This is a genomic window from Rhizobium leguminosarum (assembly GCF_001679785.1).
GTDB lineage: Bacteria > Pseudomonadota > Alphaproteobacteria > Rhizobiales > Rhizobiaceae > Rhizobium > Rhizobium leguminosarum_R.
In genome coordinates this window covers 178731-193611 of sequence record NZ_CP016292.1, presented here as the reverse complement: position 1 = coordinate 193611, position 14881 = coordinate 178731, and the positions used below count along the sequence as shown (strand labels likewise).

13 protein-coding genes and 6 pseudogenes are annotated in these 14881 nt (G+C 56.8%); 7 read left to right on the top strand and 12 right to left on the bottom strand.

What is annotated here, in order from left to right; genetic code table 11:
* The first annotated feature begins 187 nt into the window (after positions 1 to 187).
* The gene (locus BA011_RS43880) at positions 188 to 898 is read left to right on the top strand and encodes an IS6 family transposase (RefSeq protein WP_151343796.1); all 711 of its coding nucleotides are present in this window, start codon (positions 188 to 190) and stop codon (positions 896 to 898) included.
* A gap of 150 nt (positions 899 to 1048) precedes the next feature.
* Here BA011_RS43880 and BA011_RS39240 read toward each other — a convergent pair whose 3' ends face one another.
* The 7 genes from BA011_RS39240 to BA011_RS43875 all read right to left on the bottom strand — a co-directional run bounded on the left by BA011_RS39240 (position 1049) and on the right by BA011_RS43875 (position 7034).
* Positions 1049 to 1633, bottom strand: coding sequence for a hypothetical protein (locus BA011_RS39240; protein ID WP_065284764.1), 585 nt, complete (start codon positions 1631 to 1633; stop codon positions 1049 to 1051).
* A complete protein-coding gene (locus tag BA011_RS39235; protein ID WP_065284763.1) occupies positions 1630 to 3363 on the bottom strand; it encodes an FAD/NAD(P)-binding protein in 1734 nt (577 codons plus the stop codon). The genes BA011_RS39240 and BA011_RS39235 overlap by 4 nt, the downstream gene beginning before the upstream one ends.
* Before the next feature lie 50 nt (positions 3364 to 3413).
* On the bottom strand, positions 3414 to 4010 hold the full coding sequence (locus BA011_RS39230; RefSeq protein ID WP_065284762.1) for a TetR/AcrR family transcriptional regulator: 597 nt from the start codon (positions 4008 to 4010) through the stop codon (positions 3414 to 3416).
* Between the two features lie 215 nt (positions 4011 to 4225).
* Complete coding sequence (locus BA011_RS39225) at positions 4226 to 5224, bottom strand: IS5 family transposase (protein WP_065284761.1); 999 nt, start codon at positions 5222 to 5224, stop codon at positions 4226 to 4228.
* 167 nt (positions 5225 to 5391) lie between these two features.
* On the bottom strand, positions 5392 to 5673 hold the full coding sequence (locus tag BA011_RS39220; RefSeq protein WP_064244956.1) for a hypothetical protein: 282 nt from the start codon (positions 5671 to 5673) through the stop codon (positions 5392 to 5394).
* 259 nt (positions 5674 to 5932) lie between these two features.
* Complete coding sequence (locus tag BA011_RS39215; protein ID WP_065284760.1) at positions 5933 to 6751, bottom strand: IS5 family transposase; 819 nt, start codon at positions 6749 to 6751, stop codon at positions 5933 to 5935.
* A gap of 115 nt (positions 6752 to 6866) precedes the next feature.
* The gene (locus BA011_RS43875) at positions 6867 to 7034 is read right to left on the bottom strand and encodes an ISAzo13-like element transposase-related protein (protein ID WP_081374304.1); all 168 of its coding nucleotides are present in this window, start codon (positions 7032 to 7034) and stop codon (positions 6867 to 6869) included.
* 209 nt (positions 7035 to 7243) lie between these two features.
* Here BA011_RS43875 and BA011_RS39210 point away from each other — a divergent pair, with 209 nt between their 5' ends.
* On the top strand, positions 7244 to 8224 hold the full coding sequence (locus BA011_RS39210; RefSeq protein ID WP_065284759.1) for a LysR family transcriptional regulator: 981 nt from the start codon (positions 7244 to 7246) through the stop codon (positions 8222 to 8224).
* Between the two features lie 55 nt (positions 8225 to 8279).
* Here the strand turns inward: BA011_RS39210 and BA011_RS45900 are convergent.
* Positions 8280 to 8579: pseudogene (locus BA011_RS45900) on the bottom strand (DDE-type integrase/transposase/recombinase); the annotation flags it as partial.
* Between the two features lie 275 nt (positions 8580 to 8854).
* Here BA011_RS45900 and BA011_RS43865 point away from each other — a divergent pair.
* Positions 8855 to 9292, top strand: a complete 438-nt coding sequence (locus tag BA011_RS43865; RefSeq protein WP_237352866.1) for an RT0821/Lpp0805 family surface protein — start codon at positions 8855 to 8857, stop codon at positions 9290 to 9292.
* A 178-nt stretch (positions 9293 to 9470) separates the two neighbouring features.
* On the opposite strand, the pseudogene BA011_RS39200 reads toward BA011_RS43865, so the two are convergent.
* The 4 genes and pseudogenes from BA011_RS39200 to BA011_RS46430 form a co-directional block, all read right to left on the bottom strand.
* Positions 9471 to 10220, bottom strand: a pseudogene (locus BA011_RS39200) (IS6-like element ISRle7 family transposase).
* An 84-nt stretch (positions 10221 to 10304) separates the two neighbouring features.
* Positions 10305 to 10610: pseudogene (locus BA011_RS46760) on the bottom strand (hypothetical protein); the annotation flags it as partial.
* Positions 10549 to 11349, bottom strand: coding sequence for an anti-sigma factor family protein (locus BA011_RS39190; protein ID WP_065284756.1), 801 nt, complete (start codon positions 11347 to 11349; stop codon positions 10549 to 10551). The gene BA011_RS39190 and the pseudogene BA011_RS46760, both read right to left, overlap by 62 nt.
* A pseudogene (locus BA011_RS46430) lies at positions 11346 to 12098 on the bottom strand (sigma-70 family RNA polymerase sigma factor). The gene BA011_RS39190 and the pseudogene BA011_RS46430 overlap by 4 nt, the downstream one beginning before the upstream one ends.
* A 302-nt stretch (positions 12099 to 12400) precedes the next feature.
* Here BA011_RS46430 and BA011_RS45890 point away from each other — a divergent pair.
* The 4 genes and pseudogenes from BA011_RS45890 to BA011_RS45885 form a co-directional block, all read left to right on the top strand.
* Positions 12401 to 12514: pseudogene (locus tag BA011_RS45890) on the top strand (MBL fold metallo-hydrolase); the annotation flags it as partial.
* A gap of 74 nt (positions 12515 to 12588) precedes the next feature.
* Positions 12589 to 13578: an IS5-like element ISRm33 family transposase gene (locus BA011_RS39175; protein ID WP_065284754.1), complete on the top strand. Its 990-nt coding sequence runs from the start codon at positions 12589 to 12591 to the stop codon at positions 13576 to 13578.
* 100 nt (positions 13579 to 13678) lie between these two features.
* Positions 13679 to 14422 (top strand): 4'-phosphopantetheinyl transferase family protein, encoded by a 744-nt coding sequence (locus tag BA011_RS39170; RefSeq protein WP_064246437.1) that lies wholly within the window; start codon positions 13679 to 13681, stop codon positions 14420 to 14422.
* Between the two features lie 344 nt (positions 14423 to 14766).
* A pseudogene (locus tag BA011_RS45885) lies at positions 14767 to 14868 on the top strand (IS5/IS1182 family transposase); the annotation flags it as partial.
* Positions 14869 to 14881 lie beyond the last annotated feature (13 nt).

Sequence of the window (14881 nt, the reverse complement as noted above, 5' to 3'; positions counted from 1 at the left end):
TTGCCGTGCCGGTCGGTGTCCTCGACGATGCCGCGCAGATGGAGCTTCATGCAGCCCCGATATCATCCCAAGGATTGTTAGGCCGCTGTGTCGCAGGGACACGAGCGCCGTCGCGTGGCAGAGCCTCAAAGGCTTCATCCGGTATTGCCAAATTGTTTGACCGCCGCTTTTCGGGTATCGAGAGGGGATGAAATTACCGAGCACTTTTCCCCGTCTGAAGGGGTTTCGTTTTCCGCGTGAGGTTATCGCCCATGCGGTTTTGGTCTATCACCGATTTGCGTTAAGCACGGCCGATGTTGAAGACCTCCTTGCTGAACGCGGTGTTTTCGTCAGCCGGGATACTGTTCGTCTCTGGATCAAGCGCTTTGGCCGCCATTTTGCCGACTGCATTCGAAGGGACCGACCGAATCCAAACGACAAGTGGCACATCGATGAGGCTGTCATCACGATCGGCGGAAAGAAATTCTGGCTCTGGCGGGCAATTGACGCCGACGGCGATGTTCTCGACATCCTGGTTCAGACTCGCCGTAACACCAAGGCTGCCAAGCGTTTTTTCTTCAGGCTGGTCAAGCAATTTGGTGAGCCACGTGTCGTCGTAACGGACAAACTGCGCAGCTACGTCAAACTGATACAAGACCTGGCGCCAGATGCAGACCATCGGGCCCATAAAGGCCTGAACAACAGAATTGAAAACTCACACCGCCAGACCAGGAAGCGGGAGAAGATCATGGGGCGGTTCAAATCGCCTCGTCAAGCGCAACGCTTTCTGTCAGCCCACGATCAAATCAATACGATCTTTCGTCCACGCCGGTGCAACCTCTCAGCTCTCTCATACCGCCACGCAAGGGCAGATGCCTTCTGCCTGTGGGCCGACTATACTGCAGAAATGGTGGCTTGAAAAACGGCCGCCTCGCCAACCTCCAACCAAAGACAAACAACTTGGCAATGCCGACATGGCCCATGTACGCACATCTTCATCAGCCGTCGGTTAACTTTACGGTGCCCCTTTCAGTCCTGGACTTGGCTTGGCAAACGAGCCGCGTCTGCCCTATGCGCTTTTCGTATTCACCGCGATTCTGTTTATCCACATCGCGAATATCACGGATACGGCGCACGCGATCAGTACCACCGGATTCAAAAGCGTCGTGAGGTTGAAAACATCGGTGGCAAAAATAGAAAGGACGTATTGGATAGCGGCGACAGCATAGAAGAGGATACTATCTTCTTCCGGATGCGCGAGGGCCTTGTTGAAAATCATGTAGAACGCGGCGATGTCGATCACCGTAATCACGATGACGGCGAATAGTGGATCTTTCGTAAAGTACCAGATGGGAAGCGCGCCTAAGGCCGCGAGAAATGTCCAGACGTCCGTTTTTGTGACGTATTTGGCACCCCCACGCAGTGAAAGGGCAACAACGGCAAAACACAGCAGTGCCACCAAGGCCATTGCCCATGCCCCCGGCCCAGCACCAGCCGACCACTGCGCGCCTGCCACGATTGCCGCCCCGAGCCCCCAAATGACGTAGGAAAAAACGTGAGGTCTCAACTTTCCCGAATAGGTTTTCCAGCAGTAGGGCGCGTATTGGATAAGCGTGACCACCAAAGATGCGATCCCGAAAAGCTCACTCGTCATTGGATTGCCTCCTTGGTGTCGAATAGGGCACGCGCCACAATTTTGGTCGCTTCATTGCAGAAGGGAAGGCCGGAATGATACGGGTAGAGGCCATGGATATGAGGTGCTGCGAGGACGAAGAGAGACTTGTTGACCTCCCCACCTTCTCCGATCGTATGGAATCGATCGTCGACATCAACGCCGCCGACCAGAGCGTTTTCCTGACCTGACCGACCTTGGGTCAGCCGGCTGGCGCCAATCTTGGCGGGGGAAACCGTACCCTGACGCGCCAAGGACGGAAACGGAAACTTCTCAAAGGCCGCCGGCCGTTGCCCGCGGCAGTCAACGATGAGGTCATAGTTGAGGGAAATTTTGGCCTCGGTATCCGGATCAATATACGACAGCGATATTTGGTGGCCGCCATCTTCCGTCGTCGACCAGTCGCCGCTGATCGTTGCTTGAGTGAGGTGTCCGGCGTCATTCAATGCTAAAAGCTGCTCGCAGGACTGTTGCGGAAGAAAAGCGACGACGTGAGAGACCAGCGGCATCAGCCAATTTCGCGTGCGGTCGAAGTCGACCTTATTCAAATATTTGGCATAGAAGTTTAACGTGTAGGCGACGTCGTCCAGGATTTCCTTCCAAAATATTGGCTCTCTATTTCTAAGCGACGCAAAGGATGTCGTGTATTCTTGGCGCAGAAAGCCGAACTGGTCATGGTGTTGTCGCCGCTCGTACATGAAGCCGATGAATTGCTCGAGATCCATGTGCGCAATCTGTGCGTAAAGCGACACGGATTTTTGTGCCACGGCCTGTTTCAGCGATCGCTCAAAAATGAAATCCAGCGACAGGAAGCCACCGTTGCCAGCAATGTGATCGCGAATTTCGTCTTCACTGATATATTGATGGACTTGAATCCGCGGATATTCGAAATGGAAGCGCAAGCTCGGGAGGAGGCCGCGCCGTGAATGCAATACGATCTTGAGATCGCGTGATAGAACATCTGGGACATATTCGAGCCTGCCGTCAAAGTCTCGGATAAACTCGCCGTTCATCCGGGCGATCGTAAGGCACACATCGACGGCGGATAGTGAGCTGCCGATGATGCCAACCGATTTCGCCAGTGTGCTCGTGAGCCGTGAAATTGGCCATGGCGATGTCAGAAACTTCGTGTTCGGCTGAGGGTCCGAGGGCCACTCATGACCAGTGGCAATCACGACCTTGTCGAAATCGAGACGCTGAGCATCGAAGCCCCCAACCCCCTCAAAGATCACCCCAAAACGTCGATCGCCAATTGCTTCAATATCCTTCACCTTCACGGTGTTCAGATACTGGACAGCAATGCCGTGGGATGCGGCCCTCGCGGCAAGCGCGGTAAATTGGGCGTTAAGGTATTCGCCAAGCACCCAACGGGTCGGGATGAAGCTCGGGCCGATTTGTGCCCGCCGAATGTTGTGATCCGCGAGCCAACCATCTGGCTGACTTGCCAGCCATTCGTGGGGGGACTGCTCAAGGTCGGGAATCTCTTCGCAGGCGATATTGGCAAGATGCTCCTTGGCAACCCAGCTGGGACTGTAGGGCATTCCAGGCCCGAGCTGCTCTGCCGAACTAAAGAATGTGAGAACCGTGTTTTCGAGGGGCGCATCCACGACATGCTTGAGAAAGTACAAGGCGGTGGGTCCACCGCCGATGATAGCTATATTGTGACCGAAGATATTTGCACGTTGGGTTTGACCACGACGGGAATGAAACATAGGCGTCTCCATACCAATGGTATGGAGGCAACCATGCCGTCGGTATGTTGTCAACGGCGCATTAGCGCGTGTAACATCTGAAGTAGAAGCTTTTCTCCGTCAGCAACCCGTTGGCCGGTCTCGTCATCCCATCCCCACTCGAGCGTCTGGTAGATGGCGCCTGTGATTATGCGTATCAGCGCATCGGGGCTGAGCTCCTCAGACAGCAGTTTTTCCTGTTGCGCGCGCCTAATCGCGCGGCCGAGGACAGCTCCCATATATTGTTCATCGATCTGACCGCACTCTTCCGAGGTCAGGATTGAGCCAGCATCTCTGCAGATGATCCGCATGACGTCGCCCCTCTGCAGCTGCGAATAGAAGCTGCGACAGATGGCTGTGAGCTCTTTCTCCGCCGATTCTGCTCCTTTGCCGGCGAGCTCTGCATTCGTGGCAACATCCTGTTGAACCTCTGCGACAACCGCCTTGAACAAGGCTTTTTTGTCCTCGAAGTGGTGGTAGAACGATCCCTTGGTCAGGTTCAGCTTCAGCAGTATTCGGTCGATACTGGCGGACGAATACCCACTGGAAAACAGGAGCCGAGCCTCTCGAATGATCGACTGCCTCGAGAACTCGCCAGCGGGTGAAAGATCGTTCGTCTTCTGAACCATTTCCTACATTCCCATTTTATATTCGATCTTCCCTGACCGGATGCAGTGCTGCCTTGCGGGCGAATGTGAGCTTCTCCACGAACGCCCGGCATGTGCATCCATGGTTCGATAAGGCAGACTATAGGAACTGGTGCCGCTGAGAAAGCCAGATGACGATGAGATGGGCGTTGGTGCACCGCTCAGCGACGGGTCATCATTCGGTCTTTGATGCGTACTTATTTCGTTGCTGCCGTCGGTGCCTCGCAACGAACGGATTTCGGGCGTCCGCAGGCGAGCATTGGGTTCAGTATGGTGACCCCGATCGCAGCCTCTGTCTGCTGCGACCGGAATGAACGAGCGTGCAAACGCGGCCCGATGATGCCCTTGTATCTGCCCATCGCCGTTTCGATCAGCGCCCGTTTGCCATAGCCGGTGGACGTCTGCCATTTCAGCCGGCCATCTGCCTGCATGGATGATATGTGGTCGTCTCTCTGGCAGGATGCTTGGACGTTGGGCCGTTCAACCGCGTTCGAGCGCGGTGGAATGACGACCCTTGCGCCTGCGCTGTGACGGAGAACTGCGTCGTAGGTTGGATAGCCATCATAGGCTCCATCGGCAGTGAACTGGTCGATCTCATCGTCGATCTGATCCAGCAACGGCTCCAGCTGCGAGGCATCGCCGGTTTCCTGATCTGTCAGACTATGTGCAATGATCTCGCCACTGTCGGCATCAACAGCCAGATGCAGCTTTCGCCAGCTGCGCCGGGACTTTACGCCGTGTTTTTCTTCCAGCCATTGGCCCGCGCCATAGACCTTCAATCCCGTGCTATCGATCAAGACGTGAACCGGCCCGTCCGCCACAGGTTGGCGGTCATTGCTTTTGCTCAATGGCTTCCAGGTTCTGGCCCTCCGGCTCAACGTGGTGTGATCGGGCACAGGCAGATCCAATCCCATCATGTCGAGCACCGAACTCAAAAGCCCTTCGCTCTGGCGCAAACGCAGCCCAAACACCATGCCCAGCATCAGAGTAGTTTCGATCGCCAGATCCGAATAGAGAGGCTGGCCACCACGCGTCCTGCGACGTGGGGCAGCCCAACCGATCAAAGCTTCCGGCGTTATCCAAACGGTCAAACTGCCACGGCGGCGAAGCGCCGCCTCATACTCCGCCCAGTTCGTCACTTTGAACTTCATTTTTCCGATGTGATGGCGGCGGGCGGCGTTATGTTTGTGCGGCATGCTGGATCAATCAACCTATTTTCGATCCGGCCGCATAGATGAAAAATGTTGAAATTTGATCCCTGCACCAATTCCTAAAAAAATCAGACCCACAGCAGGCAACTCGCCAACCCAGAGTGAATTTCAGCAGCCTGCCTCAGGCTCTCTGGCAGTCTAAATTCAACGGCCTAACGGCGCGGTCCGGCGGAAACAAGGGTCAAATTTGGGCGTCGACCCTCGGCGGTTGGCGGGGAGAGGACCTTGTGCAAGAATTCGAAGGCGGAGAGATCGAAATGTTCGTCGCTGCCCACTACCGCGACCGTCCAGAACTCGGAGGCTGCGCCGAAAACGGTCGAGATCTGGACAACCTCGATCTCACTGGGGCCGGGGATCGATGCACCCTTTGCCGGCAGGCGGCGAGCCCAGTAGAAGCGGTTGGATTCTAGGTGGTCGGTGCCGATCGTGTCCATGCCCTTTCTCCCCTCAGACGTTAATGGAAGGTTAGCTTATAATTTCGCAAGAGTCCCGGGACGCAGGGGGAATTCACAGGAATTGGTTACTGCCGAAGCTGTATCGAGGCTTCGTAAACTTAGCGGCACGAGCCAGTCGTAGCCCGTTAAGTTGCGCTAGTAGCGCTTCTGTAATGGGCCTTTGTTCGTCAAGTCCCTCAGTACCAAAATCTCGTCACCAGGATCATTGAACCCAGTGCCAAGCTCTCTTAGAGTCTATTCAAGAAAGGGGATATCGAGCGAGCCTTCTGGTCATGAGCTTGATCATTGCGGTTTGGATGAAGGCGAGGCTTGTGGCTGAGAAGCGCTCGAAATCCTTTGCCATTCGGCGGTTTATGCCGAGCCAAGCCAGCGTTCGTTCGACGATCCATCGCTTCGGCAGCATCTGGAAACCGGCTTGATTGCGTTTGATAATCTCCATCGGTCGCGGGCTTGTCTCTTCGACCGTTGGGCCCTGATAGCCGCCATCGCCGCAGATTTTTTCGATGAATGGAAAGCGGTTGGCCAGCTTGTCGAAGACAAGTGCCGCTCCGTCGCGATCCTGAATGCCCGCCGAGTGGACCTCTGCTTTCAGAAGCATGCCCAGGGTATCGACCAGAATGTGCCGCTTGCGACCCTTGATCTTTTTGCCCGCGTCATAGCCGATATCAGAACGGGCGTCCAGGCCTGTCTTCACCGACTGGCTATCGATGATGGCAAATGATGGCTGCTCTTCGCGCCCCTCAAGCTGCCGCGTTCGGCAATAGAGCGCGTCATGAATACGACGCCACGTCCCGTCCCGGCAGAACCGCTTGAAATAATGATAGACCGTACTCTTCGGTGGAAAATCATGCGGTAGCAATGCCCATTGGCAGCCCGACTGCAGCAGATAAAAAATCGCGTCCATCACCGCCCGAAGGGACGTCTTGCGTCTGCGGCCAAGTCGGGGCTGCCTTGGCATGAAGGGGTCGATCAAGCTCCACTCACGGTCAGTCAGATCGCTTGCGTAGCGCATGCGGCTTCTGTCATGATGACGCCGGGTGAAGGGTGTCCAGGCCATTCGATGTCTCCGTATTTGTCGCAAAATACAAAGAATCTGATTGCCGCCCTTCACTCAACCCCGCGCCCGCAAGCCATTCTTGAACAGACACTTAGGATAGTTCGCAGAATAACCGCTACACGTTTCTTGGGGTGATGGTGTAGTTCCACTCTGGATGGAAAGCGTCACCGCTGATGTTGAGTTTTGCCATCTGGGCATCGGAGACCTTGACGCCTTTGTGGTAGGTGCGGGTGTCGAGGGCACATTCGACCTTGAGGCCGGTGTTGGTTTCCACGCGTACCACGACTTCATCGAGGTGTCAGACAGAGAGCCCGCGCAAGTTTGACTTGCGGTTGATGGTATACCATAATACGAGAAGATAAGGTGGAACGGCGGTCAAGTCCGCGGTTATCCAGTGGAGACAGTTCTCATTGAAGGCGTCACATTCGCCTCCACACTCGTTAGGAGGGAGATCGTGCCCCGATATTGATCGGACCATCAAGGTGTGGTGGAATGCGTTTTAAGGGCCTGGACCTAAATCTTCTCGTCGCTCTCAATGCTTTGATGACAGAGCGAAGGCTCACGGCAGCAGCGCGCAGCATTAACCTCAGTCAACCGGCCATGAGCGCAGCCATTGGCAGGCTTCGCGCCTATTTCAACGACGAGCTATTTGTGATGCAGCAACGCAAGCTCGTCTTCACGCCGCGAGCCGAAGCGCTTGCCCCTGCAGTTCGCGATGCTCTTCTGCATATTAAGTCTTCTATCCTTGCTTGGGACCCACTAGTTCCGGCAGAGTCGGACCGGCGTTTCAGGATCATCCTTTCCGATTTCATGGCACTCGTATTCTTCGAAAAGGTCATAAAGCGGGTGGCGCGCGAAGCACCCGGCGTCAGCTTCGAGTTGCTCTCCCTCGATGATGATCCGGACGAACTTCTCCGCAGTGGCGATGTGGATTTCTTGATCCTTCCAGATTTGTTCATGTTAGCCGCCCATCCCAAGGCTAAGCTGTTTGACGAGAAACTGGTATGTGTCGGCTGCCCTACCAACCAGCAGCTGCGAGGAAAGCTTTCCCTTGAGCAATTCATGTCCATCGGACATGTTGCGGCCAAGTTCGGTCGGACGCTGAAGCCATCCGTTGAACAATGGCTGTTGCTTGAGCACGGTTTTAAGCGGCGTATCGATATCGTGGTGCCCGGCTTCAACTTAATCCCATCATTGCTATTGGGGACAAACCGAATAGCAACGCTGCCCTTGCGGCTCGTCAGACATTTCGAACCCACCATCCGCCTCCAGATCGTCGATCATCCGCTGCCTTCCCTCTGGTTCACGGAGGCTGTGCAGTGGCCCTTGCTTCACAATTCCGACCCCGGAAGCATCTGGATGCGCGAGATAATGTTCCAGGAGGTTTCGCGCATGGAGGCCCCGGCGGAAAGCTCGGCAGACATCGACACGCCTATGTTTGACAGCGTCGCTGCCGAATGGTGTGCAGCTTGAGCCTGAAGATGCGGATACGCAGTTTTGTCAGCGGTGCTCGAAACCCGGGACGTTACTATGTTCCGGCTGGGTGAAGATCTGCGTGTCTGCTGATCCGGTCGTGGATGGAAACGAAAACGCTGAAGCTGTCGCGATACTTTGAAGCGCTTCATGATCCTCTCCCGTCGTCGGACGGGTTGATGAGGATTCTCCGCCCTATTATTCAGTCGGTTGTGAGAACGATGATCGAGGCCTGGTATGCTCTCTCGTTTCGCCGCACCATAGGACGCAGCTTGTCGGTGATCATTACACGGGGCGGACGGTCTTGTGTTTTCAGGAGCTTGCGCATCAAGCGCTTTGCCGCCCGGTTCTTCCGAAGTGGTGGGCCCTTGTCCTAAGAGACAGCATGCTAGCATTCAGAGGTCCGCTACTTCAACCGAAATGCTGGCGAAAACTCGTCAGTCACTCTGCCCCACACCGACCCCGTTTAAGGATCGCCAGGACTCCTCACGGAGTAATGGCGGTAGCCATTGGCGCACCGCCACCGATTTCCTGAAGATGGGGCAATTTGCGAGCCAGCCTATTGGGTCTTTGAGAATTTGAACCATTATTGTTCGAGATTTTCGTCGTTGTCCGCGAAATGAGCAGTCAATGGCGCCCGCATCTGGTCACAATATGATGTCATCTGCAGCGTCCGAAAGGATGGTTTATCACTCAATGCTTTCAAAACTGATCCAGATTGCCATCGTGTTCCCTGCGCTGATGCTTACCGCTTGCTCAAACACCGAACCGCTCCAGACGTCCACAGTTGCTCCGGTTGCTGCGGCGGCAGTTCCGATCACTGACCAAACGGTGATCGCCGAAACCGTGGGACGGGCGACGATCGGTTCTGATCCGCTAGCGTGGGCCAACCCGTCAACTGGCAGCGCCGGGGTGATCGAGCAGGTCCGGCCGGGTACAAACAATCCAAATGGATGCCGCGACTTCGTCACAAGCAAGCAAAGTCTCGAGGGCGTGACTCGGTTCAATGGTGTCGCTTGTCCATCAGATGGATCTTGGAAGATAAACGGCTCGTCTGGCTTGCATTAGGAACCAAGTTCGGCGATCAGCGATTGCTCTTGAACTCAATCTCCTTCGCGGAACTCAATCAGAATTTCGGCCTGTCGCAAATTTTCTGGTTAACCGCATGTCGCCCATCGGCAGAGATTTTCGGGGCCTGTCGCAAACATTTTCGGAGCGCGCGATTATCCCTTGAGCATCTTCAGTTTCATGCTTTGTTAACTTTCTGCAGTCCGAAGAGGCGCGCAAGCAGATCGTTCTGATCGTTGATGGTCCAACTGCCCGAGAGGCCGAAGCCTTTCCTCAGCCACAGCATCGCCTCGAAACCCGCGATGGTTCGCCGCGCCGTGTTGAAAGATTGGAAGCCACCGATTTTTGGCATGTTCTTCTTTACCCGGAAATGGTCACTTTCGATTTTGCTGGAGGTGCTTGGTGACATAGTGGACGGGGTCCGGATGTAGAAGCCCATCATCAACCGACGTTTTGATCGTTGACGGGAAGGTGTTGGCCCCGTCCGTCCCGATCTTATTCGGCGACAACAAGGGCTCGTCTTTGAGCATCTTGCGGAAGAACCGTTTGGCGGCGTCGAGATCGCGCTTCGCCGTCAACAGGAAGTCCATCGGATTGCCGTGTTGTCGATGGCCCGATATAGGTATCGCCATTTGCCGCGGATCTTGACATAGGTCTCATCAACGCGAACAGAGCCGCAATGTGGCCGGCGGAACTGACGCAGCCGCTTCTCAATCATCGGCGCGTAGGCCAATACCCACCGATTAATTGTGCTGTGATCGACCACGAAGCCGCGTTCCCCGAACATCTCCTCGATATCCCGATAGCTGAGCGGATAACGAAGGTACCAAGCGACCGCCTGTACAATCAGCCAGGCCTCGAAATGCCTGCCTTTGAAATCATCCTTCGACTGGCGCTTCAGCTTTTCGGCAATGGCATTCAGAATCATCGGTTCGCTCCGCAACTTTCGGAGCGGCAAATTCTCTGCGGATGGTCAACATAGGGTTAAGCGGAAAAATTTGCGACAGGCCCGTTCTTCGAGATCGAAAGGTTTGCCCTTGGCCGCCAGTTTCTCGGCCTTGGCTTTGGCCGCCTTCTCAAATGCGAAGCGCGGCGAGGGCAATCCCCAGCGCGCATGGACCAGTCGCTTCTTTCCGTCGGCGGTGTTGCGGACGATCGGCCCCATCTGATCGGGGTTCATCTGGTAGGCTGGCATCAGATTGATCAGGCTCTCAGCGTCCTGGGCCCATTTGGCAACCCGGTCTCTGTCTTCACATCTAGCCTTGCGCCGCCGCCCTGAAGAAGGCCTCGAACTCGGCCAGGTCGCCCGCGGCGACATCCGAAATCGCCCAGAACACGAGCTCGCCATCCGACCATTGCGTCATGTTGTAGCCGTCATGCACCGTCGTCGTCTGCGCGGCCGATGCCGCCGGCCAGATGAACAGGTTGATGACATGGCCATGGCGCCGGTAGACGAGCGCCGCAACGGCGCGACCACCGATATAGTCGACACGTCCGCCGACCAGCGGAAAGCCATCCTTGGCGAGATCGCTGACCGGTGGCGAAAAATCGATCTTGCCGTTGAACCAAGGTTTTACTGTATGCTGATCCGAGGTCAGCACGTCGGTCAGATGATCGGCCATCATCGACCTAACATGGCTTGCCATGATCTGGTCCTGCAAAAGCACGGTCTGCGACGGCGCGTTGACAAATAGGATGGCGCCTGCCGCCAGAACCGCGAGCGAAGGCACGAAGCTCCATTGCCGAATGAAATCCAAGGCGCGGCGCCAGACAGGCGCCTGGCGTGGCGGGGGCAGGCTGGCCGCCGCCGCTTCCTGTTCGAATGACAACATCGACAGGACCTGCGAACGCAGGGCCTCCGGCGGTCGCCACTTGACGCCATCCTGATCGATGATCTCTCTCACGGCACGGACCCTTTCCATCTCCGCCCTGCAATGCGCGCAGGTGGCGAGATGATCCTCGAATTGCGCTGCATGGGCGGAATCCAGCTCGCCATCGACAAAGCCGTGCAGCATGACGCGCCATTCCGGGCAGCCTTTCCGTTGGGCTTCACTCATCCTGCGGTCTCGCTTTTGTTGCATGCATCCCAGGCTTCGCCAAAGTCACGCCGTGCCCTTGCAAGCCGCGACATGACAGTGCCAATCGGCGCATCGATGATCTCGGCGATCTGCCGGTAGGAGAGATCCTCAAGCTCGCGCAAGACAAGAATTTCCCGCATCGCCTCAGGCAGCCGGCTGATAACAGCGCGCACGCGCTGCTGCTCGCTTCGCCGGATCGTTTCTGTCTCCGGCGAATCCTCTTCCGAGGCGATCTGGTACTCACCACCCTCATCAGGGTCAGCGTAGCCATCATTGCCCATAGGCTGCTCGAACCGCGCTTTGCGGCGATCCCGCTGGCGCCAGACATGGCAGCAGTTCCTGACGATGGCAAAGAGCCAGGCGCGCGGATCGCCACCGCGATAGGTTTCGAAATTGCGGTAGGCGCGCAAGAACGCCTCCTGGACGATGTCCTGCGCGCATCCGCATCGCGGCTGAGGAAGCGGGCAAAATTATAGGCCGCGTCGAGATGTGGAAGGATCAAGTGCTGAAAGCGCTGCATTAACTCGTGCTGCACGGTCGCGTCCGCCGTCGAAGCAATCGGATCGCCGCTCGATTTCTCCGAGACCATGAGGAGCAATAGTCGGCCCACGCCGCCGAGAAACACCGCTAGCGGTGATGGTCGAATGCGGGTCCTTGACGCGTGCCGGGCCAACAGCAGCATCCAATCGGTCGATCCCGACGGGATAGGCGATCTGATCGTTTGTCACATCCTCCCTGCCTCAACAGCAGCCGAATTTAGGCGTGAGACCGGCAGGCATGCAATGCGGTCCCTTGCCGTCTAGACCGATCGGCGCGCGGTTTTATTCCACGCCGGCGCCGATTTTTCTGCATGCAGCGGGATACTGGTCGCGCGCGATAGAAATCACGCTTGTTTTTCAATCAATTGAAGAAATGACGCTCAAGATCGGGAATAAGCGTTCCTTGCCGGCGATCTAGTTCGTCAGCGAGGACGTCTGAGCAATAGCCGTCTTCGCCACCATAAATGCCATCAACAAGAGGAGGCATATTCATGTTTACCATGTCACGTCGCGCCGTCCTGGGGTCGGCTGCTGCGGCTGCTGCATTCGGGCTGTCGTCGAAGCTTGAATTCGTCATGCCGGCATTTGCTGCAACACCGCTGGAGCGCGTTGGTGCACGGATCGTTTAGCGGTCGTGGTGTAGGCGATCGGCAACCTCAATAACCGATCTGTGACCTTGATGCCTTTCAAACATAACGCCGCCCGCCGCCATCGCATCGGCAGGATGAAATTCAAGGTGACGAACTGGCCGGAATATGAGGCGGGGTTACGGCGACGTGGCAGCTTGACCCTGTGGCTGACACCGGAGGCGCTTGCCATGTGGCTTGCTCCACGCCGAACGACGCGTGGTGGCCAGCCTCGTTATTCCGATCTAGCCATCGAGACCGCCTTGACGCTGGGCCTGGTGTTCGGCTTGCGGCTGCGTCAGGTCGAAGGATTATTAGGATCGGTGCTGCCCTTGATGGGCTTGGCGCTCGCTGTCCCCGATCATACCACCCTGAGCCGTCGGGCGCGAACAGGGCAATCGCCCAACAAGGCGCATGACCTCCAGGGTCGACCGGACGGGCCAGTGCATATTCTTGTCGACAGCACTGGACTGCAGGTCTACGGCGCGGGCCAATGGTTGGAGGAGAAGCATGGCGCCAGATCCCGCCGTGGTTGGCGAAAGCTGCATGTGGCACTGGATGCCGATAGCAGCGAGATCATTGCACATACGATGACCGACCAGGACGCGGGCGACGCATCGCAGGTGGAGCCGTTGCTCAACCAGATCGATGGTCGGATCGGGCAGTTCACAGCCGACGGCGCCTATGACGGGAAGCCCACCTACGACGCGGTCACCGACCACAGTGCGGCTGCCGTCATCGTCATTCCCCCGCGCGCCAACGCGACCGAACCAGCCGGCGATCAATCTCCCGGACAAAGGGATCAGCAGATCGCTGCAATCAGCAGAGACGGGCGAATGAAATGGCAGGCCTCCACCGGCTACGGCAAGCGCTCGCTGGTCGAGACTGCCATCGGCCGATACAAGTCCATCATCGGGCGGCGTCTGCGGGCTCGGTCGTTTCACGCTCAGCAGACGGAAGTGGCCATCGGCTGCGCCGCCCTCAATCGTATGCTTGCATGCGCACGCCCTAAATCCATCCGCCGCAATGGACCGACCACATAGATAGCCCCATCACAGATCCAGATCCGCTCAAGTCCCGATCCATGCACCAACGCCCAACAATTGCCGATTTGGTCGACTGGTCAGCCGTGGAACACCAGCAATGAGCATGGCGGGCGACCTGGATCCATGGCAGGTGAGCAGTGAACTGCGGGTCGATATTTTTCTGAGCCAGCCGAGGGAAGCAAGCGTCAGGCTGTGGAATGCGGCCCGTGACGTTCTGAACGAGGAGGAGCGCCAGCGTGCCCGACGCTTTGTCTTCGACCGCGACCGCGACATGTACGTCTTCAGCCATGGCCTGCTCAGGCTGTTGCTTGCCCGCTATATGGTCGCTGATCCGCGTGAACTGACTTTTGCTTCTGCACCCGGGGGACGGCCCGAACTCGTCTCGCCGTCCTCTGCTCCGATCCGCTTCAACCTGTCTCATACCGATGGATTGGTGGGCTGCATCCTCACGCAAAAAGCCGATTGCGGCCTGGATGTCGAGCAGATCGGCAGGGTCGACTACCGGCATCTGGTGCCGACTGCGCTTGCTCCAGAGGAGCGTTCGGCGCTGCTGAGGCTGGCGGAAGCGGATCGACCGGATCGCTTTTGTGAGATCTGGACACTGAAGGAAGCTTATCTCAAGGGGCGAGGGCTGGGCATATCCTATCCCATCCGTAATATCTCGTTTTCCGGTTTCGACGGTAATCGCCGATGTCGCGTCGTCGGTGACGAACGAGATGACGGCAGCACATGGCACTTCTGGAGCAGGACGTTTGCGGGTGCATATTCTGCCGCGGCGGCTGTGCGAACGCAGCGCGACGACGTAAAATTCTCCGCGACCTTTATCGAAGACCTGCCGTGAGTGCGGCCGGAAGGCTGGCCTTCGGGCGCGAAGCGACGACCACGGGCTCCGCGCCGGCGCTGGATTGAAGCCGTCGACTCCGCACGCCACTCGGTTACGATCAGCGTTAGGCCGGCATCAGATCGCGAACCACTGCCGTCGTGCATCATCGGGCCATGACACCAAAAAAGAAGGTGTTCTGAACATAGAGCATTATTCGGACTTCACGGACACGAGAGCAACCGGCGTTGTTGCGTGGATCACCCGTCGACTGATATTGAGCGGTTGTTTTCAGTCTCAAGTTTTCAGTCTCCTGATCGGGATTTCGAATTCTGCACACGTTCAATGCCGCTCGGCGGGACAAGATTGCCAAGCAGAAATATCAAGTGACGAATTGGCCGGCATATAATGAAAGCCTGCGTCAACGTGGTGATTTGACCATCTGGGTGAAGGATGAGGCGCTGTCTTTAGTCGGCCCTG

What these genes read in the sequence shown, in the direction of transcription:
- BA011_RS39220 (WP_064244956.1), bottom strand. Translation starts at nt 5,673, where the DNA reads ATGGACACGATCGGCACCGACCACCTAGAATCCAACCGCTTCTACTGG.
- BA011_RS39210 (WP_065284759.1), top strand. Translation starts at nt 7,244, where the DNA reads ATGCGTTTTAAGGGCCTGGACCTAAATCTTCTCGTCGCTCTCAATGCT.
- BA011_RS39240 (WP_065284764.1), bottom strand. Translation starts at nt 1,633, where the DNA reads ATGACGAGTGAGCTTTTCGGGATCGCATCTTTGGTGGTCACGCTTATC.
- BA011_RS43880 (WP_151343796.1), top strand. Translation starts at nt 188, where the DNA reads ATGAAATTACCGAGCACTTTTCCCCGTCTGAAGGGGTTTCGTTTTCCG.
- BA011_RS39190 (WP_065284756.1), bottom strand. Translation starts at nt 11,349, where the DNA reads ATGAGTGAAGCCCAACGGAAAGGCTGCCCGGAATGGCGCGTCATGCTG.
- BA011_RS39225 (WP_065284761.1), bottom strand. Translation starts at nt 5,224, where the DNA reads ATGCCGCACAAACATAACGCCGCCCGCCGCCATCACATCGGAAAAATG.
- BA011_RS43865 (WP_237352866.1), top strand. Translation starts at nt 8,855, where the DNA reads ATGGCGCCCGCATCTGGTCACAATATGATGTCATCTGCAGCGTCCGAA.
- BA011_RS39175 (WP_065284754.1), top strand. Translation starts at nt 12,589, where the DNA reads ATGCCTTTCAAACATAACGCCGCCCGCCGCCATCGCATCGGCAGGATG.
- BA011_RS39170 (WP_064246437.1), top strand. Translation starts at nt 13,679, where the DNA reads ATGAGCATGGCGGGCGACCTGGATCCATGGCAGGTGAGCAGTGAACTG.
- BA011_RS39215 (WP_065284760.1), bottom strand. Translation starts at nt 6,751, where the DNA reads ATGGCCTGGACACCCTTCACCCGGCGTCATCATGACAGAAGCCGCATG.
- BA011_RS39230 (WP_065284762.1), bottom strand. Translation starts at nt 4,010, where the DNA reads ATGGTTCAGAAGACGAACGATCTTTCACCCGCTGGCGAGTTCTCGAGG.
- BA011_RS39235 (WP_065284763.1), bottom strand. Translation starts at nt 3,363, where the DNA reads ATGTTTCATTCCCGTCGTGGTCAAACCCAACGTGCAAATATCTTCGGT.